General features: G+C 45.6%; 19 protein-coding genes. 16 read left to right on the top strand and 3 right to left on the bottom strand.

The features are described from left to right. Nucleotides 1-50 precede the first annotated feature (50 nt). The gene (locus tag NIT04_RS09755; protein ID WP_252503426.1) at nt 51-359 is read left to right on the top strand and encodes a hypothetical protein; all 309 of its coding nucleotides are present in this window, start codon (nt 51-53) and stop codon (nt 357-359) included. Here NIT04_RS09755 and NIT04_RS09750 read toward each other — a convergent pair. Next, complete coding sequence (locus tag NIT04_RS09750) at nt 322-1,194, bottom strand: YitT family protein (RefSeq protein WP_252503425.1); 873 nt, start codon at nt 1,192-1,194, stop codon at nt 322-324. The two genes, NIT04_RS09755 and NIT04_RS09750, sit on opposite strands and share 38 nt — an antisense overlap. 163 nt (nt 1,195-1,357) lie before the next feature. Between NIT04_RS09750 and NIT04_RS09745 the strand changes: the two genes are divergently transcribed. From NIT04_RS09745 to NIT04_RS09675, 15 genes are all read left to right on the top strand, one after another. Next, nucleotides 1,358-1,729, top strand: a complete 372-nt coding sequence (locus NIT04_RS09745) for a nucleotide pyrophosphohydrolase (RefSeq protein ID WP_252503424.1) — start codon at nt 1,358-1,360, stop codon at nt 1,727-1,729. Beyond that, the gene (gene dapB, locus NIT04_RS09740) at nt 1,729-2,529 is read left to right on the top strand and encodes a 4-hydroxy-tetrahydrodipicolinate reductase (RefSeq protein ID WP_252503423.1); all 801 of its coding nucleotides are present in this window, start codon (nt 1,729-1,731) and stop codon (nt 2,527-2,529) included. The genes NIT04_RS09745 and dapB overlap by 1 nt, the downstream gene beginning before the upstream one ends. Before the next feature lie 24 nt (nt 2,530-2,553). Next, nucleotides 2,554-3,687 carry an N-acetyl-alpha-D-glucosaminyl L-malate synthase BshA gene (bshA, locus tag NIT04_RS09735; RefSeq protein WP_252503422.1) on the top strand — a complete coding sequence of 378 codons (1,134 nt, stop codon included), beginning with the start codon at nt 2,554-2,556 and terminating at the stop codon, nt 3,685-3,687. Next, on the top strand, nt 3,684-4,874 hold the full coding sequence (locus NIT04_RS09730) for a CCA tRNA nucleotidyltransferase (protein ID WP_252503421.1): 1,191 nt from the start codon (nt 3,684-3,686) through the stop codon (nt 4,872-4,874). Before bshA ends, NIT04_RS09730 begins: the two co-directional genes overlap by 4 nt. Further along, nucleotides 4,852-5,835, top strand: coding sequence for a biotin--[acetyl-CoA-carboxylase] ligase (locus NIT04_RS09725; RefSeq protein WP_252503420.1), 984 nt, complete (start codon nt 4,852-4,854; stop codon nt 5,833-5,835). The genes NIT04_RS09730 and NIT04_RS09725 overlap by 23 nt, the downstream gene beginning before the upstream one ends. 238 nt (nt 5,836-6,073) lie before the next feature. After that, entirely contained in the window at nt 6,074-6,919 is an 846-nt protein-coding gene (gene panB, locus NIT04_RS09720; RefSeq protein ID WP_252503419.1) for a 3-methyl-2-oxobutanoate hydroxymethyltransferase, read from the top strand. Further along, entirely contained in the window at nt 6,909-7,808 is a 900-nt protein-coding gene (gene panC, locus NIT04_RS09715) for a pantoate--beta-alanine ligase (RefSeq protein WP_371922532.1), read from the top strand. Before panB ends, panC begins: the two co-directional genes overlap by 11 nt. After that, nucleotides 7,783-8,163 carry an aspartate 1-decarboxylase gene (panD, locus tag NIT04_RS09710; protein ID WP_252503418.1) on the top strand — a complete coding sequence of 127 codons (381 nt, stop codon included), beginning with the start codon at nt 7,783-7,785 and terminating at the stop codon, nt 8,161-8,163. Before panC ends, panD begins: the two co-directional genes overlap by 26 nt. A 137-nt stretch (nt 8,164-8,300) precedes the next feature. Next, nucleotides 8,301-11,078: an ATP-dependent DNA helicase DinG gene (gene dinG, locus NIT04_RS09705; protein WP_252503417.1), complete on the top strand. Its 2,778-nt coding sequence runs from the start codon at nt 8,301-8,303 to the stop codon at nt 11,076-11,078. Between the two features lie 69 nt (nt 11,079-11,147). Next, complete coding sequence (locus NIT04_RS09700; protein WP_252503416.1) at nt 11,148-11,627, top strand: DUF5590 domain-containing protein; 480 nt, start codon at nt 11,148-11,150, stop codon at nt 11,625-11,627. A 25-nt stretch (nt 11,628-11,652) separates the two neighbouring features. Continuing rightward, nucleotides 11,653-12,870, top strand: a complete 1,218-nt coding sequence (locus NIT04_RS09695; RefSeq protein WP_252505065.1) for a pyridoxal phosphate-dependent aminotransferase — start codon at nt 11,653-11,655, stop codon at nt 12,868-12,870. Nucleotides 12,871-12,889: 19 nt separating this feature from the next. Next, complete coding sequence (gene asnS, locus NIT04_RS09690) at nt 12,890-14,185, top strand: asparagine--tRNA ligase (protein WP_252503415.1); 1,296 nt, start codon at nt 12,890-12,892, stop codon at nt 14,183-14,185. A gap of 13 nt (nt 14,186-14,198) precedes the next feature. After that, nucleotides 14,199-14,927 (top strand): DnaD domain-containing protein, encoded by a 729-nt coding sequence (locus tag NIT04_RS09685; protein ID WP_252503414.1) that lies wholly within the window; start codon nt 14,199-14,201, stop codon nt 14,925-14,927. Nucleotides 14,928-14,937: 10 nt separating this feature from the next. Beyond that, a complete protein-coding gene (nth, locus tag NIT04_RS09680) occupies nt 14,938-15,588 on the top strand; it encodes an endonuclease III (protein WP_252503413.1) in 651 nt (216 codons plus the stop codon). Then, nucleotides 15,581-15,919, top strand: coding sequence for a YpoC family protein (locus NIT04_RS09675; protein ID WP_252503412.1), 339 nt, complete (start codon nt 15,581-15,583; stop codon nt 15,917-15,919). The genes nth and NIT04_RS09675 overlap by 8 nt, the downstream gene beginning before the upstream one ends. 52 nt (nt 15,920-15,971) lie before the next feature. Here the strand turns inward: NIT04_RS09675 and NIT04_RS09670 are convergent, their stop codons facing one another. Continuing rightward, on the bottom strand, nt 15,972-18,632 hold the full coding sequence (locus NIT04_RS09670) for a PBP1A family penicillin-binding protein (RefSeq protein WP_252503411.1): 2,661 nt from the start codon (nt 18,630-18,632) through the stop codon (nt 15,972-15,974). Further along, the gene (gene recU / locus NIT04_RS09665) at nt 18,629-19,264 is read right to left on the bottom strand and encodes a Holliday junction resolvase RecU (RefSeq protein WP_252503410.1); all 636 of its coding nucleotides are present in this window, start codon (nt 19,262-19,264) and stop codon (nt 18,629-18,631) included. The genes NIT04_RS09670 and recU overlap by 4 nt, the downstream gene beginning before the upstream one ends. Between the last annotated feature and the right edge of the window lie 131 nt (nt 19,265-19,395).

Raw genomic sequence — 19,395 nt, 5'->3', positions numbered from 1 at the left:
AAAACCCGACCGCAAAAGGTCGGGTTTTTATATGGTGCGTTTTTTGTTGTATGATAAATGAAAGATATGACTGCACATTAGGATTGGAGCGGAAGGCGGCGACTCCAGCGGGAACAGCGCGAGCTGAAGACCCTGGACTGAGCGCAGCGAAAGCCGTTACGAAGAACGGCTTTTGCGACCAAAAGCGCAGCGTTGGGAGCACATGCTGTCTAATTTCTGCACAAAACACAGTAATTAGACAAATCGAACCCTTCGCTGTTCGATTGGCTGAAGCCGTGCCCGCGGAAAGCGTCCGCCTGAAGCGGAAATCCGGTTATTTGGTTAATGATCCAAAGGTCGTTTCTGGTCATCGAGTGTGAATCCTTCACCCAACACATCGTGCACATCCGTAACGGACACAAAAGCATGCGGATCAATTGACGTAACAATATTTTTCAAACGCATCATTTCATTTTTACCGACTACGCAATATAATATTTCACGATCCGATTTCGTGAAATGACCATACCCCCTGAAAACAGTTACGCCGCGATCCATTTCCAACGTAATCGTAGAAGCGATTTCATCCTGGGCTTCCGATATAATGAAAGCCCCTCTTGCTGCATAAGCACCTTCTTGAACGAAATCGATGACACGAGCACCGACAAATAGTGCGACAAGGGTATACATCATAGACCGATGATCCAAGTAGACCGCCCACGATAGCAAAATAACGAACGCGTCAAACATAAACATTGTTTTTCCCATGCTCCAGCCTATGTACTTATGCGCCAAACGTGCGATAATATCTACACCGCCAGTTGTTCCACCATACCGGAAAATGATGCCGAGCCCAATACCGATGAAAACCCCTGCGAACAAGGCTACAAGGAACATATCGCCTTCCAAGTGGATGTTGAACTGGTATTTCATAAATATTTTCAGGAAGACGGATACAGCGACGGTACCAATAATCGTGTAGATGAAAACCTTTCTTCCTAACAGTTTCCAACCGATGATGAACATCGGAATGTTCAACAATAGGTTCATGATGGCGGGATCCCAATTGAAGGCAAACAAGAGGATAAGTGTAATACCGGTAAATCCTCCTTCCGCCAGTTCATGCTGAATATTAAAATGTACAAGACCGAAACTGAAAATGGCGGCGCCTAGGATAATAAAGAAGATATTTTTGAATTTTATTCCGCGTAACAATTGATGACCACCTTTCCTTGTGTCGTCTAGACTCCGGGTGGCAACTACTCGGGTCATAAGTCAGCTCTGCTGCACGGCAAAGATCGCCGTTTCGCAGATCCGCCTTATGCCTGTCGTAGTTAGCCGCCACCCTCCGCTTTTGTTTTTGACAATAGTCCTATGAATGAATACGATAACAAATGAAGGGGACGGAAGCAAATTGGAACAAGCTAAAACGATGAAAAACATGCAAGATGAAGTCCATGCATACATATCGGGTTTTGAGGAAGGCTATTTCCCTCCAATGGAAATGTTGGCCCGGCTAACGGAAGAGCTTGGCGAACTTGCGAGGGAAGTGCAGCACGTCTATGGCATGAAAAAGAAAAAAGATAACGAAGAGATCAAATCGCTGGAAGAGGAAACAGGTGATTTGCTGTTCGTGCTCGTCTGCTTTGCAAACTCACAAGGAATCAGCCTGGAGGACGCATTGATGGGCGTCATGACTAAGTTTAATAATCGCGATGCAGACCGCTGGACGAAGAAGGAGGAATTTTGATGAAAATTAAAGTAGCCATCGCAGGGGCCCGGGGAAGAATGGGGTCTACAGCGATAGAAGCGATAGAAGCAGCAAATGACGCAGAAGTCGTTGCTGCGCTTGATTATAAATACGATGGTTTGCATTTACATAACGGTGCAATAAATGAAGACAATCAGGGAATCCCGGTTTATACATCGCTCTCCAAGCTTTGTGCAGAGCACAAGCCGGCAGTTCTTTTGGATGTGACTGATCCGGATGCCGTCTTCAATAATGTGAAGGCTGCGTTGTCACTTGGCGTTCATCCTGTCGTCGGCACGTCCGGACTGACAAAGACAGAGTTGGAGACGATCACTGAATTGGTGGGATCGACCCGTATCGGAGGAATCATTGCTCCTAACTTCTCAATAGGTGCAGTTCTTATGATGAAATTTGCAGCACAGGCAGCGCGCTATTTAGGTGATGTGGAAATTATTGAGATGCATCACGACAGGAAACTGGATGCTCCATCCGGTACGGCTGTCAAAACGGCCGAGATGATCAAGGAAATCCGGCCTGCCCATATTCAAGGCCATCCCGACGAGCAAGTCCATTTGGATGGTGCGCGGGGAGCTGACGTTGAAGGAATGAAAATTCATAGCGTGCGGTTGCCAGGTCTGCTTGCTCACCAGCAGGTGCTTCTCGGAGGCGAAGGGGAATTGCTGACGTTACGACACGATTCATTTGACCGGAAAAGCTTTATGCCAGGCATTATGATGGCGATCCGCGAAGTGATCGGTCGAGAAGACCTTGTATATGGATTGGAAAATATAATCGATTAACGTTGTGTGGAAGAGGTGCAGTATATGAAAAAATTGAAAGTCGGTATAATTTGCTATCCAACAGTGGGGGGATCCGGGGTTGTCGCGACAGAGCTTGGATTGAAAATGGCGGAAAGGGGCCACGAAATGCACTTTATTACGTCGAGCCGGCCTTTCCGTATTCCCGACGGCCACCCCAATGTTCAATTCCATGAAGTGAAGATTGACGGTTATGCCGTTTTCAAATATCCACCGTACGATATCGCATTGGCCAATCGGATTGCTCGGGTGATTGAAGAAGAAGGGCTAGATCTATTGCATGTTCATTATGCAGTCCCTCACGCTATTTCTGCGGCGCTTGGCAAGGATATGGCGAACTCTCATATTGGCGTGATTACAACATTGCACGGGACCGATGTGACAATTCTTGGCCATGATCCCGCCTTAAAAAACACAGTCCGTTATGGAATCGATAAATCGGATATGACGACCGCCGTTTCCGAATCGCTCCGACAAGATACGCTTTCGTTAATTGAACCTGAAAAAGAAATACTGACGATTTATAATTTCATCGATGAAGAGAAATACAGGCCGGTAGATCCGGGTACCTTGAAAAGTAGACTAGGGATTCGTGAAGATGAAAAAGTCATTATTCATATTTCAAACTTCCGAAGCGTGAAAAGGATTGCCGACATTATTGACAGCTTCAAACTTATCAGGAAAGATATCGACTCGAAATTATTGTTAGTAGGGACGGGACCTGAAAAAATTGAAATGATGGAGAAGGCAAGGCTCGAGGGTCTGGAGAAGGATATCATCTTCACAGGAAAACGAGATGACCTTCCGGAACTATTAGCAATTAGCGACATCATGTTCCTATTATCGGAAAAAGAGGCATTCGGTCTTGTACTGTTAGAAGGGTTTGCATGTGGAGTGCCAGCTATTGCGACTGAAATCGGTGGGATTCCCGAAGTGATTGAGGACGGAAAGAACGGATTCCTCGTCGGACTTGGGGACGTTGAATCTGCTGCAGAGAAAGCGAAGTTGCTCCTTGAAGACCCGATCATGCATGAAAGATTCCGGCAAAATGCATTGCAGACAGTCGACGATAAATTTAATTCAGCCTCCATCGTTCTCCAATACGAGGATTTGTACTACAAAGTGGCGGGTTTAAAATGATTTTGGAATTTGGAACAGCACCGAGTCGAAAAGTCATTCGCCTATTGGAGGAAGCAGGGTATGAGGCTGTGTTTGTAGGCGGTTCCGTTCGAGATCATTTACTTGGCAAAGAGGCTTCGGATTTCGATATCGCCACGTCTGCCACGCCTGAAGAAGTGAAGCGTGTATTCACTCATACGATAGATGTCGGAATTGCTCACGGCACAGTGATGGTCATGATGGATGGCGAACCTATCGAAGTGACTACGTACCGGACGGAAAGTACATATACGGATCATAGGAGGCCTGATGAAGTGAAATTCGTCAGGTCATTGAAAGATGACCTGCAACGCAGGGATTTTACAATGAATGCGTTAGCACTGACACTTTCCGGTGAATTGATCGACCCGTTCGGAGGAACGAAGGATCTACAAAACCGGAACATCCGGGCGGTGGGCAACGCAGCAGACAGATTTCATGAGGATGCTTTGCGGATGATCCGCGCTGTTCGATTCTCTTCCGTTCTTGGTTTTGAAATTGAGGAACGGACGCTACAGGCCATTAAAGAAAACGCTTCAAGCATCACATATGTCTCTATCGAGCGGATCAAAGCTGAGATGGATAAGCTATGGAAGGGGACAGATCCAGGCAAGGCGCTTGCAATGATAGCAGACACCCGCTTATCGGAGCATTTGCCGCTTTTTCCAAATGAAGTCCAACTCCTATCCGCCTGCGCTCCTTTTGAAACAGCGGAGCAAGGTTGGTCGGCATTAATGCTAGCCGGTCATTATTCACCAGCGGATCTCGCAAGGGCATATAAACTTTCCAACCGTGAGAAGGCTTTTTTGACGGATGTAAAAATGGCGTTTGACAGAAGACAGTCCGCTCGATTCACGATTGATGATTATTACCGATTCACGCTTGAAGTGCTCCTTACTGCTGAAAAAGTTTGGCATGCTAGTCATCCGTCAGAACTAGGACTTTGCTTTGAGGAAATGGCTCAACTGCAAAAACAGTTGCCGATCCGCTCCAAAGACGATCTGAAAGTCGATGGGAAGGACTTGATGGCATGGACAAGCCAAAGAGGCGGCAGATGGGTTGGAGAATGGATGAACAAGATTGAATATATGGTGCTGCATCGTCATTGCCCGAATGATGCTGAAAAGATAAAGGAATGGTTTCTTAATGAATATGAACGTCAAGGATGAATTGCTAAAAAGACTTTTTGAGGCTCAAGGAGAACCGATTTCAGGTCAGGAGTTTGCCGATGAATTCGGCCTTTCACGAACGGCTATTTGGAAGTATATAAAAGAATTTGAAGAGGACGGCTACGAAATCGCTTCAATTAGAAAAAAGGGTTATGTGCTTATCGCATCGCCGGACCGTGTAAACTCCGCCAATATCCAGAAACATTTACAAACGAAGACTTATGGCAGGACGATCGATTATCACGCAAGCTGCGGTTCGACCCAAAACATTGCACATGATGCTGCGCAAGCTGGGGCACCCGACGGTACGCTTATCGTTTCAGAGGAGCAGACAGCCGGAAAGGGAAGACTGTCCCGTCCGTGGAATTCGGCAGCTCAAAAGGGAATCTGGATGAGTTTAATCGTCCGGCCATCCTTAATGCCTCAGCAAGCGCCTCAAATGACACTCGTTGCTGCAGTCGCGATCGTCAGGGCGATTGAAAACGTCGCTGGTATAGAAGCTACGATCAAATGGCCAAATGATATTTTGCTCCACGGTAAGAAAATGACTGGCATATTGACCGAACTTCAATCCGAGCCGGATCGGATAAAGGCGATCATTCTCGGAATCGGCATGAATGTCAACCAGGATGAAGAAGATTTTCCAGAGGAACTGCAAGAGATTGCTACTTCATTGAAGATTGCTTGCGGTAAGCAGATCGATCGCGCGAAGCTCATAGCTGAAATTCTCGGTTTTATCGAGTTGTATACGAGTATGTATGAAAAACATGGATTTGGTCCAATTAAACTACTATGGGAAAGCTATTCAAATACAGCAGGTAAGCGGATTCGCGCAGTCATGTTAAATGAAACAATCGAAGGAACCGCTTTAGGTATATCAGAGGAAGGGCTTTTGGAGCTCCGGCTCGATGATGGTTCGGTGAGAGGGATTTATTCCGCGGATATATTTATAAAAGAATGAACTATACAAATCTTCCTTGATTTGCTATAGTAATGGCGAAGGGCAGTATCAATCGGAATTGCACCTTCAAAGCCATTGCTTGCTCGAAAACCCAATAAGTTCTGCCTTGATCTTGTAAAAGACAGGGACGGAGGAAACCAAAAATCGTAATTACACAATCCTTCTGCCCTTTTTCGGCCGGAGGATTTTTAATTTTCGGTTTTCTCCATTTTTGATAATCAAAAAGGAGAGGATACGGATGAAAAGCAGTACAGATTTCGCGAAGATGAAACGCCTTGGGGAAAAGATTGTCATGTTGACCGCCTATGACCATCCAACTGCACAACTGGCAGAGGAGGCAGGCGTCGATGTGCTTCTCGTCGGAGACTCGCTCGGCATGGTCGTATTAGGTTATGACTCGACAGCCGCTGTCACCGTCGATGACATGATCCATCATGGAAAAGCGGTAAGAAGGGGAGCGAAGGATACGTTCGTCGTTGTCGACATGCCTTTCGCCTCGTACCATGGTTCTGCTGATAGGACGCTGGAATCCGCTGTTCGGATATATCAGGAGACGGGGGCAAACGCTCTGAAACTGGAAGGAGGCGGGAAGGTGATCGACACGATCCGGCTATTGACGGAAACAGGAATTCCGGTCGCCGCCCATCTTGGACTCCTTCCCCAGTCGGCTGCTGTAGTAGGCGGATACAAAGTGCAAGGGAAGACAGCGGAAGCTGCGGAACAACTTATCCAGGACGCTATCGCTTGCGAAGCGGCAGGCGCATGCATGGTCGTACTCGAATGCATCCCTTATCAGTTGGCGGAACAAGTTTCTAAAGCGATATCCATCCCGACAATCGGAATAGGGGCTGGGGCAGAGACGGACGGCCAAGTGCTCGTCTTCCATGACACGGTTAAATACGGAAACCACCATATTCCTAAGTTCGTTAAAGCGTACGCGGATATCGGAACCGAAATCCGCAACGGTCTGAAAAAGTATGCGGTGTCAGTCAAAACAGGTGAATTTCCAAGTGAAGCTCATCGTTTTGCTATGAAGGAAGATGAATTGGTTGCACTATACGGAGGAATGAACGATGTACGTTGAGAGTACAGACATCCAAGTGATCGAAACAATTGAAGAGCTCCAACAGAAACTGAATCGTAATGAACGGAAGGGTATGACAGTCGGCTTCGTCCCTACGATGGGCTATTTGCATGAAGGGCATTTATCCCTTGTGAAGCATGCAAAGGAGCAAAATGACATCGTTGTCATGAGTATCTTTGTTAATCCGGCGCAGTTCGGACCCGGCGAGGATTTCGAATCTTATCCACGTGATCGGGAAAGGGATATTCAACTTGCTAGCGTTGCTGGTGTCGATATTGTGTTCATCCCATCGGTCGAAGAGATGTATCCTGCCGACGGCGGCATTCGCATATTGCCGGGAAGACAGGCGGATGAACTATGTGGTGCTGCTCGGCCTGGACATTTCGATGGCGTGCTCAAGGTCGTCTTGAAATTATTCAATATTGTCGATCCGGACCGCTCGTATTTCGGTTTGAAAGATGCCCAGCAACTGGCCATTATCGAAACGTTTGTCCGTGACTTCAATTTACGGACAGCAATCGTACGAGTGCCGATTGTAAGGGAAGGGGACGGTTTGGCTAAAAGTTCAAGAAATGTGAATTTGACTGCAACAGAGCGTTCAGAAGCTCCTGTCATATACCGGGCGTTGCAAACCGGTGCAAGTATGTTCGCCGAGGGGGTTGCTCCGAAGGTTATTGAACAGGAAGTTTCAGAGTTGATAGTTTCAAATAGTTCAGGGAAGATCGATTATGTGAACATGCTAGCCTATCCTGAATTAGGGCCTGTAACTGAAAATACGCGGGAAGTGATTTTGGCATGTGCAGTAAAGTTTTCCACAACGAGGTTAATAGATAATATTATTATGTCAACAAAGGATGGTACACATGTTCAGAATGATGATGAACAGTAAATTACACCGCGCCACTGTGACGGAAGCGAATTTGAATTATGTAGGCAGCATTACGATCGATAGCGACTTGCTGGATGCGGCGGGCATGCTTCCAAATGAAAAAGTCCATATTGTCAATAACAATAATGGGGCTCGTTTTGAAACGTATATTATTGCAGGCGAGCGGGGCAGCGGAGTCGTTTGTGTCAATGGAGCAGCAGCGAGATTGGTTCAAGAAGGCGATATTGTCATCATCATTTCATACGTCTATGTATCGGAAGAAGAGGCTCGTGGCCATCAACCGACAGTACTCCTCATGGATGATAAGAATAGGATCAAAGAAGTGATTAAAGAAGCGCCAGGCATCATTGCCTGACTCGATAATACGCTGATGGAGGAATACAAATTTCCTTCATCAGCATTTTTTACGATCATCGACACCTAATTGAGCAATCGAGCTGCGGAATATGATACAATCTGCTGTAGTATTCATTACAGGAAGTTGATGATTGAATGGATAACAGTACATATGCAGTCGTTGACTTGGAGACGACTGGACATTCCCCTTCAAGAGGGGATCGGATTATACAAATCGCAATCGTTTTCATTGAAAATGGAACGATAACGCACAAGTATGCCCGATTTGTGAATCCGGAACGTGAAATACCCGTTTTCATCCAACAATTGACAGCAATTACGGATGAAGAAGTGCTGTCCGCGCCAACATTCGAAGAGATAGCACAAGAAGTCTCCGATATGTTGCAGGGGACTGTATTTGTTGCGCATAATACTGATTTTGACCTGTCGTTTTTGCAAAGTGAATTTAAGCGATGCAAAGTGGCCGGTTGGTCTGGAAAGAAGATTGATACTGTCGAGTTATCCAAAATTCTGTTCCCGTCCTCTTCAAGCTATCGTCTACAAGACTTGGCGGAGGACTTGGATATAGAACTTCCTGCTGCACATAGAGCGGATGATGATGCAGAAGCAACAGCGAATCTACTGCTCACTGCTTTGTCCAAACTTCGGACTTTGCCGGAAGAGACATTGAACTTGTTGCATAGACGGTCATTCTCGTTGCGCTCCGACATTTCGACGCTTATTTATGAAGCACTGAAGCATGTCCGAACATCGAAAGGAAGTGTGAAACTTCCTTTATTCAGGGGAATTCCATACCGTAATGTGAAGAAACTAACGGGAGTCGTGACGGGACGTTGTCAATATCCGGTTATGGAAGACGAAAAAATCGCCCTGTTGAAGAAAGGCTATCCATCCTTCGAGTACCGGAAATCCCAATTGGCTTACATGGATGCTGTATGGGAAACTTTGTCGTTACACTCTGAGGCAGTTGCCGAAGTCCCAACAGGTGTAGGGAAGACGGTCGGTTATTTGTTGCCGGCAGCCATCCATTCCTTTCAAACGGGAAAGCCAGTCGTCATCAGTACGTTCACTAATCATCTCGTCGATAAGATTTTGGAGGATGAAGTGGAGCGTATCCGGAAAATGCTTGGCATCGAATGCACTGCAACCGTCCTGAAAGGGAGGGAGCAGTATATTTCGCTAGGCAAGTTTGAGGAATTATTGAGGATTACGGACGAATCGTATGATGAAACGTTTACAATCATGCAGATCCTTGTCTGGCTGACCGATACGGAAACCGGCGATGTCAATGAACTGAATGTCTCCGGCGGAGGACAGTTATTCATCGACAGGATTCGCAAACGGAACAATCGAATGAAGGATGATGAAAAAATAGCGGATTACCATCAAAGGGTGATGGACGCTTGCAGCCACTCCAATCTCATCATTACGAACCATTCGATGCTTTTGTCAGATTCCACTCGTGCACAAAGGACATTGAATAACTTTTCTGGTCTGATCATTGACGAAGCTCATCAATTCATTCACACAGCTGCCAATTCCAAGGAGACGGTCCTTTCCTATATGAATTGGAAGTATGTCATGGGGCAGCTCGGCTCGGATGCGGATGGTCAACTTCTACATCAGATCATGAAACTTCATAAGAAGTATTGCAATTATGGAAATCAGGTGTTCGGAAAGCTCACAGTCTCCTTTGAGCAATTCACGAATGTATTTGACAGCGTCGCATCAGTGTTGTCGAACCATCGACCAATAGCAAGTGGTGGCCAGCAAGGGAACCGGGTGATTTTCGGTCTCGATGAATTAGCCGGCAATGACCTTCTTTTTTCGCAAATGGCTGAAAAAATGAATGGATATATACAATGCATCCAAACAGTCAGCTCACGTTTGGAGCCTTTTAGAGAAAGAATGACGCTGAAAGAACAGGCATTTTTATCCGAATGGGATTATTGGCTGAGAGAATTAAAAATAAAAGCCGGAGAATGGGTTGAAATATTCTTGGACGACGAAACGGAAAATTTCACCGTTTGGATTGAAAAGGATAAACGGAGTTTGCCCGGCAGCTTGAATGTCGTTAAAAGCCCCGTCGAAGGGTCCGTAATTACGAAGGAATTCATTTCAAGCTTAAAAGATGAAAAGATCGGGATTATCTGGACGTCGGCGACGATGACGATCAACAAAGATGAACGGTTTGTTGCGAGGCAGCTAGGGATAGCGGACGATATACCTCTTTTGACATTCGATGCCCCATCCCATTTCTACGACAATGCGGGGATATTCATTGTCGAAGATATGCCATCCATCCAACATGTATCGCAAACCGACTACATTGAAGCGGTAGCGGACGCTGTAGTCCAAACCGTCATTGCGACAGGCGGCAGGCTGTTCGTCCTGTTCACTTCACAAGATATGCTTCGCAAAACGTATGAGTTGATTTTGGAAAGTGAATTATTGAATGACTATGCCCTTATTGCGCAAGGGGTCAGCTCAGGTAGCCGGATGAAACTATTGAAATCGTTCCGTCAGTTCGGTAAGTCGATACTGTTTGGTACAAACAGCTTCTGGGAAGGCGTCGATGTTCCTGGTGAGGCATTGTCTGCGGTCATCATTGTCAGACTGCCATTTTCTTCGCCTGATGAAGTCGTCTTCAAGGCGAGGGCTGCTAGACTTGCCGCAAGTGGATCAAATCCCTTTACCGATTTGTCCTTGCCGGAAGCCATTTTGAGGTTCAGGCAAGGGTTCGGACGATTGATCCGTTCGTCGGGAGACAGGGGCTTCTTCATCATATTGGATAGGCGGATCGATACAAAATCTTATGGGAAACGTTTTTTGGATGCATTGCCTGCTGTCCCGGTTCAGAAAGTGTCATTGGAACATATGGTGAATGAGCTCGAAGATTGTTATAATAAATAGGAATTCAATAGTAAGTGGGATGCGTAAAGCATTTCCGATTTGCAGTTAAGTGTATAGGAAGTGAGACTAATGATGAATTGGGTCAAATTCATCGCAGCTTTCCTTTTAGCATTATCACTTATCATTACTGTCATCGTTTTTTACAATGCCAATGGACCATTTGCGGATGCCCGACAGAAAGCGGAATCGGATGCGTTGAAGTCTGGTGCGTTGACATCCGTTGATCGCACAGACATTTACAATGGGACCGTTTCGATGGTGACCGTTTTTGGCAAAGATGGCGAAGGCAATGAGAAAGCGGTTTTCATTGAAGGGAAAACAGGAGAGATCCTCGATGAAGTAGAAATGAAAGATGGCATTGGAGCTCAGGCTGCAATCGAGACAGTTAAAGCAGAGCTTTCAGTGGAGAAGATCCTTCATGTGGCCCTTGGCTTGGAAGATGGCCATCCTGTATGGGAAGTCGCATTTAAAGGTGACAATGGCAAATTAAATTATGTGTATGTCTTTTTTGAGAACGGAGAATGGTGGAAACGGATTCTAAACCTCTAAAAGAAGAGGTTCCGTTCGATAGATGATGGGACAAAAGGGAGCGATTCAGTTGACAAAGAAATTAGCAGCAAGAGTGAGTACGTTATCACCATCCACAACCCTTGCCATTACGGCGAAAGCGAAAGAGATGAAGGAGTCGGGCATCGACGTCATCGGATTAGGTGCAGGTGAGCCCGATTACAATACGCCTGAAAACATTTTGGAAGCGGCTTACAAATCCATGGTAGAAGGCAAGACGAAATACACTCCATCCGGAGGACTTCCCGCTTTGAAGGATGCTGTTATTGCCAAATTGAAAAAGGATCAGCAATTGGAGTACTCCAGGCAGGAAATTATGATCGGCATCGGTGCGAAGCATGTCTTATATACACTGTTCCAAGTTTTGCTTGACCCAGGCGATGAAGTCATCATTCCGACTCCGTATTGGGTAAGTTATCCTGAACAGGTGAAGCTTGCTGAAGGTGTTCCTGTATTCGTTGAAGCAACATCAGAATCACAGTTCAAGGTGACTGCTGATCAAATCCGCAATGCAATTACGTCTAAAACGAAAGCGGTCATTATCAATTCTCCAGGAAACCCGACAGGCATGATCTATTCTAGAGATGAACTTCAACAAATCGCGGAAGTTTGTCAAGAAAAGGATATTTGGGTCATTTCGGATGAAATCTATGAAAAACTGATTTACGGCGGAGAGAAACATGTTTCAATTGCACAGCTTTCTGATGATGCGAAAAAGCGGACGTTCATTATTAACGGAGTGTCCAAATCCCATTCAATGACTGGCTGGAGGATCGGATATATCGCAGGTGACGCGGAAGTTGTCAGCGCAATGACGAATTTGGCGAGTCACTCCACATCCAATCCGACTACGACATCACAATACGCTACGATTGAAGCGTATAATGGTCCTCAAGATGCCGTGGAAAACATGAGGAAGGATTTTGAGTCCAGACTCGAGCGTATTTACCCTCAGCTCGCAGCGATTCCTGGCTTTACAGTCGTGAAACCGCAAGGCGCTTTCTATTTGTTGCCGGAAGTAACAGAGGCAATGGAGAAAACCGGTTTTACAAATGTGGATGACTTCGCGTCTGCGCTTTTGACAGAAGCGAAAGTGGCGGTCATACCGGGGTCCGGCTTCGGTTCACCTGAAACGATCCGATTGTCATATGCGACATCGATCGACTTGTTGGAGGAAGCGGTTAGACGCATCCGGTCATATGTAGAAGCAAACTGGAAAGAATAATAGTCACGGAGGTACTTACATGAAAACAATCATGATTCACGAAATGCCTGATCACGTAGGCGAAACTGTCCGGATCGGAGCATGGCTATCGAATAAAAGATCAAGCGGCAAAATCGCTTTCCTACAACTTCGAGATGGTTCAGGGTTTGTCCAAGGAGTTGTCGTCAAAGATGTTGTAGGCGAGGAAATTTTTGCCAAAGCAAAATCAATCCACCAGGAATCGTCGCTTTATGTCACAGCAGAAGTGACGGAAGATGAACGTTCTTCATTCGGTGTTGAACTGCAAGTGAAAGATATTGAAATCATTCACGAAGCAGTCGATTATCCAATCACACCGAAGGAGCATGGAACTGAATTTTTGATGGATAACCGTCATTTATGGCTTCGGTCTCGTAAACAGCACGCCATCATGAAAATTCGGGATGAAATCATCCGTTCCACATATGAATTCTTCCATATGAACGGTTTTGTTAAAATTGATCCTCCTATTTTGACGGGCTCTTCGCCTGAAGGAACTACGGAACTATTCCATACGAAATACTTCGATGAAGACGCTTATTTATCCCAATCCGGGCAGCTCTATTTGGAAGCAGCCGCAATGGCTCTTGGAAAAGTGTTTTCTTTCGGTCCGACGTTCCGTGCGGAAAAATCGAAAACACGCCGCCATTTGATCGAATTCTGGATGATCGAACCTGAAATGGCTTTCGTGCAACACGAAGAAAGCTTGGAAATCCAAGAGCAATATGTTTCGCATATTGTCCAGTCCGTCTTGCAAAACTGCCCATTGGAACTCGAGCGGCTTGGCAGGGATGTTTCGAAACTTGAAAAAATCCAGGCGCCATTCCCGCGCATCACTTATGATGACGCAATCAAGTTCCTACACGAAAAAGGCTTTGATGATATCGAATGGGGCGACGACTTCGGTGCGCCGCATGAAACTGCGATTGCCGAAAGCTTTGATATGCCTGTCTTTATTACAAATTATCCAAAAGATATTAAATCATTCTATATGCAGCCGCACCCGGATCGCGACGATGTCGTCCTTTGCGCTGATTTGATCGCTCCTGAAGGCTATGGGGAAATTATTGGCGGTTCAGAACGTATTTATGATTATGAATTGATGAAACAACGCATCCAAGAGCATAATCTAGATGAATCCGCTTATGAATGGTATTTAGAGTTAAGTAAATATGGTGCTGTTCCACATTCCGGCTTCGGGCTAGGATTGGAACGGACAGTGGCGTGGATTTCCGGAGTTGAACACGTACGCGAAACGATTCCGTTCCCACGTCTCTTGAATCGTCTTTATCCGTAAGGACAGCAGATTTATGAATAGTGAGGTGTTCGGCATGCAAGATGAAGAACGGCTCCGTATTTGGATTGAGCAGGGGAATGTCACTATTCCCCAGCTCTTTTTTCAGCACTATAAAGCGTTGGATATAAAAGATGTAGATGCAATACTTCTGCTTCATATGTGTGCATTTCAGGCGGGTGGTTCGCAATTCCCTACACCATACGATCTAGCTGCACGCATGCATTTAACCGAGAATGAAGTGTCCGAAATCTTACAACGTTTCATGCAACGTGGATTATTGGAGATCCAACAGGGCCAGGATGAAAATGGAGTACTATACGAACAATTTTCGATGCAGCCGTTATGGAACAGGCTTGTGAATATTGTGCTAGCTGAAAAGAATGTAGAGGAAGATAGGAAGGACAAGGATGAAGAAGGTGAAATCTTCACGTTGTTCGAGCAGGAATTCGGCCGTCTCTTATCTCCAATGGAATGCGAAACGATTACAATGTGGCTGGATGAGGATGGACATGCTGTCCAGATTATCAAGGCGGCATTGAAAGAGGCCGTACTTGCCCAAAAACTTAGCTTGCGTTATATTGATCGGATTCTGTTTGAATGGAAGAAGAAAAGAGTGAGAACGTTGAATGACGTGGAAAAGCAATCCAGGTCGTTCAGGACATCAATGATGCGTCCAGTTCAAAATCAGGAGACTGTCGTAAAGAAGGTTCCTTTTTATAATTGGCTGGAAGAACGGGAATAGGTGATTGCATATGTTGACGAAGAAACAATGGGAATATTGTCTCGAACAATTCGGGGAGATGTTTCCTGATGCTCATTGTGAGCTGGTGCACGAAAATGCTTTTGAGCTGCTCGTCGCCACATTGCTCTCCGCTCAATGTACGGATGTACTCGTGAACCGTGTAACCGCGGATTTGTTCCAAAAATATAAAAAACCCGAAGATTATTTGGCAGTCGATATTGAAGAACTGCAAGACGATATTCGTTCAATCGGTTTGTATCGGAATAAGGCGAAGAACATTCAAGCATTGTGTGCCCTCCTCCTGGAAAAGTTTGATGGAGAAGTGCCGGCTGATCGAGATTTGCTCACGACATTTCCCGGAGTTGGAAGAAAAACGGCAAATGTCGTCGTTTCCAATGCGTTCGGCATCCCGGCAATGGCTGTCGATACACACGTCGAGCGGGTCGCCAAACGACTAGGTATGAATCGATGGAAAGACTCTCCTCTCGTGGTGGAAGAGAAAATCATGCGCTGGACGCCTAGGGAAAAATGGACGGATACGCACCATCAAATCATTTTCTTTGGAAGGTATCATTGCAAAGCCCAAAATCCAGCATGCGGTGAATGTCCGCTCCTCCCGTTGTGCAGGGAAGGGAAGAAACGGATGAAAGGCATTGCATAATTCAGTTGAGAAGGAAACGCTTTATTCTTTCTGGAACAATTGGTTGACCATGAAAGAAAAGATTGAGGAAGCCTATGAGCAAAAGGATTCCCGAGCAATTAATATGATGGAAAAGGCAATTGATAATTATTCTGCAATGCTCGGTGCGTTTTTGCCTGATGATTCTTCTGTACATGGAGAAATAACATCATCAATTGAACCGTTGAACGGGAAAGAGCGGCTACAATTCATCAGAAGTAAGATAACTGGGCATTTTGCATACGTTCAGTTGGATGCATTGTATACAGAAGCGATGAAAAAAGCGGTAAGCCGATTGGCAATGAAAAAATAAAATAGCCGGAAGGGATTGGTTAAATCCCTTCCGGCTATTTTTCATTATGTGATCATCTGTTGCTGCCGTCGTCAGTTCCATCGCCGGAACCTTCATCTCCGCCAGTTCCTGGGTCGCTCGTTTCATCACCCGGAGTGCCGGAGCCGTCTCCGGTATTATCGGAGTCTCCGGAGTTGCCATTATTATTGCCGTTATTGTTATTTCCGTTGTTACCGTTATTTCCATTGTTGCCATTGTTCCAGTTTCCATTGTTATTTCCATTGTTGCCGTCATTATTTCCGTTATTATTTTCATCTTCACGATCGTCTTCCATACCAGGGTCATCTTCAGTCTGTCCTTCAATCAGCAGGGAAGTGGAAGCTGGACTGCTTTTGATTTCTCCAGAAACAGCTGTCACGTAGAAGACGTACGTGCGACCCAATTCAACTCCAGAGAACGTCACGGCATGCTCGGAAGTCTTTGTCATACTTTGTGGTTCGCTGCCATCCACTGCAACGGATACATCGAATTGCACAGGTTCCGGAAGCATAAATTCATCTGGATTGTCGTATGACCAATTCAATGAGACCGAGTTCGTCTCTGCATCATATTGTGCAGACAAGCCGCCTGGTGCTTGCAGTTCAGTAATAACCTCTTCATCCATTTCTGTCGGCACCGTTCCTCTTACGAACAGTTCAGTGCTCTTAAGTGCATCAGGCGTTGAATTGCTCGCCAGAATTGCTGGATTGGAACCCTTAACGATGACCGCTTCTTCAACAGAACTTGGCTTTTTGAATCGCGGCGTATTTTTTCCGGCCACGAGATCGGTCATGACTGTTCTGAAAAGGATTTGCGGCACATAACGACCGCGGTCATATGTCGTAATCGGTGTCGTATAGTTTTTGTAGCCACCCCAAACGGAAATTGTATATTCCGTCGTATAACCGGTGAACCAACTATCCGGCACATCTGTATTCTTCATACCATGTTTGTTTTTTGTATCTGACGAATAGTTTGTCGTACCTGTCTTTCCGGCCATATCCAATCCGGATACATGCGCCGTCTTTCCGGTTCCTAAAGTGGTGACGTCGCGTAAAATATCCGTCACCATATAGGCTGTTGAATCTTTCATGACCGTGACAGGGTCGGGTGCCAAGTTACGCTGTGTTTTCCCATCGCGGAAAATAATTTTCTTGACAGCATGCGGCTTTGTATAAATGCCTCCATTGCCGAAAGGAGCATAGGCGCCTGCCATTTCAATTGTTGAAAACTCATTTGTCCCTCCTCCGAGTGCATCCGAGGAATACAATTCTTTATATTTAAGACCAAGTTTGCCTGCGAAATCACTCGCCTTTTTCGTTCCGACTTCCTCGAATACTTTAATGGCCGGTATATTCCTAGAACGGTACAATGCTTCTCTTATCGTAATCGGGCCCTGGTATTTCCCATCAACGTTACGGACTGATGTGTTGGTGCCCTTATACTTATAAGGTTCGTCGACGACGATTTGTGCAGTGGACCAGCTATCGTGTTCGATAATAGGACCGTAAGACAGGATCGGTTTAATGACCGAACCAGGCTGTCTACGGTTGTCGCCTGAAGCGAAGTTCAAATTCCGTCCGGTAAAGTTCCGACCTCCGCCGATAGCAACGATTTCCCCGGTTTTCGTATTCAGGACGGTCATGCCCGCCTGCATCTCATCCGACTCATAGATCGGCGAGTTGATCGCCTTTTCGACTGATTGCTGTGCTGCCGGATCTAAAGCTGTCTGAATGGTCACACCTTCTGAAAGGACGTCCATCATGCCGGCTGCTTCCAATTCATCCAATACAATGTCAACATAAGCTAGATACTTTGAATCCTTATTTTGTTGGCGTTGATCTTCGGGAAGGAGTGTTTCCGTCACTGGGATGGCTTTTGCCTCTTCCATCTGTTCCTTCGTTATCTTTTTATGTTTGTACATTAGAGTCAGAACGGTATTCCGGCGTTTTTCGGCCCGCTCTGGATTTTTGAACGGATTATAGCCGTTAGGGGATTGAGGCATCCCTGCCAACAACGCCATTTCATGCAACTCTAGCTCATCCAAATCCTTGCCATAGAATTCTCTAGCAGCTGTTCCGATTCCGTATATGTTGCCGGACATAAGGATTTTATTAAAATACATTTCAAAAATCTGTTCTTTTGAATACTCTCTCTCAAGCTTAAAGGCGAGCCATGCTTCTTGGGCTTTCCGCTTCAATGTCTTTTCATGTGATAGGAAAGAGTTCTTAATGACTTGCTGTGTGAGAGTGGAGGCTCCCTGCGAACCGAAGCCGCTTTGGAAGTTAGCTAAAACAGCACCGCCCAGTCTCCAAAAGTCCATTCCATGGTGTTTGTAGAATCGGACGTCCTCTGTTGCAAGGACGGCAGCTTCCATCTCTTTCGGTATATCTTCAAAAGGGACGAACTCCCGTTTTTCGGCGCCGAATTTCATGAACACATTTCCGTCTCGGTCGACAATATCGGACGTGAGCGGATCCTTCAATAAACTTTCATCAAGTGCTGGCGCGCTACTCGCATAGTAAGCGAATAATCCTGCTCCGCCGACTAATATCGCAAAGCCTATGGCAATTACACCAAGAATTATCTTCTTGACAATATTGCTGCCATTCTTCTGATTTTTATTCTTCCTGCGCTTCCGTTCCGCCTCCATCTGCTGGCGTCGGGCTGCTCGGGATTTTGTTTGATCACTCATACGTTTTCCTGCCTTTCAATCATATCTGATTCAGGTTTCAATAGAATGTCCAAAGCGGCCAAATAGTCGAGCCTTGGATTGTAACCTGCGTTAATCTCTATGGATATCTCTTCCATTTCAGAGAGTGTAATAGATTTCCTTCCTCCTGCTATCATTCTTTCCCACTTTTTTTCGAAGTACTCGTAGGGAACGATGAAATATCGGTCAAGAACAGTAAATTTCACCAACAGAAACGCGATGCCTGCCTGCTCGGTCACTTTTTTCATATGCTCGACCTGATGCTCATGAATATTTTGCAACGGAAAGGAAGTCGTATTCTTCGTCTCCTTTGCCTCAAAATCAATATATCTTCCTTTCCAAACTCCATTATAGTCAGTTGTGGAAGGAGATCGGAAATATGCTTCGGTTATGACAGCTGCACTTCTGGCAGGATATTTCACGTGTACGATTTGGATAGGGACTGGCTTCTTATGGATGACGGCTTTATTGTTGGATAAATAATATTCATTCGTTTCGTTCAATTCGTCCTCTAATGTTTTCCCCCGGTTGCTGAACGAAAGATTTTTATTATCCTCTCTGACAGAGCGTTGTACCGGAACATACTTTTTTCCGTTCGGATATCGAATTGTCATTCCTACCACCTCGCATTTCCTATCATACCATAATGAGTAGACGCATTATGACTCTAAAAGTTCCGTGGAAATATTGTCCAAATAGTTTTGAAGAATGCACGTTCGTTAGGGATTGGTGTCCACCTACAGTT

It is taken from the genome of Sporosarcina sp. Marseille-Q4943 (assembly GCF_943736995.1).
Lineage (GTDB): Bacteria > Bacillota > Bacilli > Bacillales_A > Planococcaceae > Sporosarcina.
Note: the sequence above shows the minus strand (reverse complement) of the source record. Positions and strands in the feature narration are given on the sequence as shown.

Excerpts from the sequence above, each read along its gene's own strand:
- NIT04_RS09755 (WP_252503426.1), top strand. The coding sequence starts at position 51 with ATGATAAATGAAAGATATGACTGCACATTAGGATTGGAGCGGAAGGCG.
- NIT04_RS09745 (WP_252503424.1), top strand. The coding sequence starts at position 1,358 with ATGAATACGATAACAAATGAAGGGGACGGAAGCAAATTGGAACAAGCT.
- dapB (WP_252503423.1), top strand. The coding sequence starts at position 1,729 with ATGAAAATTAAAGTAGCCATCGCAGGGGCCCGGGGAAGAATGGGGTCT.
- bshA (WP_252503422.1), top strand. The coding sequence starts at position 2,554 with ATGAAAAAATTGAAAGTCGGTATAATTTGCTATCCAACAGTGGGGGGA.
- NIT04_RS09730 (WP_252503421.1), top strand. The coding sequence starts at position 3,684 with ATGATTTTGGAATTTGGAACAGCACCGAGTCGAAAAGTCATTCGCCTA.
- NIT04_RS09725 (WP_252503420.1), top strand. The coding sequence starts at position 4,852 with ATGAATATGAACGTCAAGGATGAATTGCTAAAAAGACTTTTTGAGGCT.
- panB (WP_252503419.1), top strand. The coding sequence starts at position 6,074 with ATGAAAAGCAGTACAGATTTCGCGAAGATGAAACGCCTTGGGGAAAAG.
- panC (WP_371922532.1), top strand. The coding sequence starts at position 6,909 with ATGTACGTTGAGAGTACAGACATCCAAGTGATCGAAACAATTGAAGAG.
- panD (WP_252503418.1), top strand. The coding sequence starts at position 7,783 with ATGTTCAGAATGATGATGAACAGTAAATTACACCGCGCCACTGTGACG.
- dinG (WP_252503417.1), top strand. The coding sequence starts at position 8,301 with ATGGATAACAGTACATATGCAGTCGTTGACTTGGAGACGACTGGACAT.
- NIT04_RS09700 (WP_252503416.1), top strand. The coding sequence starts at position 11,148 with ATGATGAATTGGGTCAAATTCATCGCAGCTTTCCTTTTAGCATTATCA.
- NIT04_RS09695 (WP_252505065.1), top strand. The coding sequence starts at position 11,653 with ATGGGACAAAAGGGAGCGATTCAGTTGACAAAGAAATTAGCAGCAAGA.
- asnS (WP_252503415.1), top strand. The coding sequence starts at position 12,890 with ATGAAAACAATCATGATTCACGAAATGCCTGATCACGTAGGCGAAACT.
- NIT04_RS09685 (WP_252503414.1), top strand. The coding sequence starts at position 14,199 with ATGAATAGTGAGGTGTTCGGCATGCAAGATGAAGAACGGCTCCGTATT.
- nth (WP_252503413.1), top strand. The coding sequence starts at position 14,938 with ATGTTGACGAAGAAACAATGGGAATATTGTCTCGAACAATTCGGGGAG.
- NIT04_RS09670 (WP_252503411.1), bottom strand. The coding sequence starts at position 18,632 with ATGAGTGATCAAACAAAATCCCGAGCAGCCCGACGCCAGCAGATGGAG.
- recU (WP_252503410.1), bottom strand. The coding sequence starts at position 19,264 with ATGACAATTCGATATCCGAACGGAAAAAAGTATGTTCCGGTACAACGC.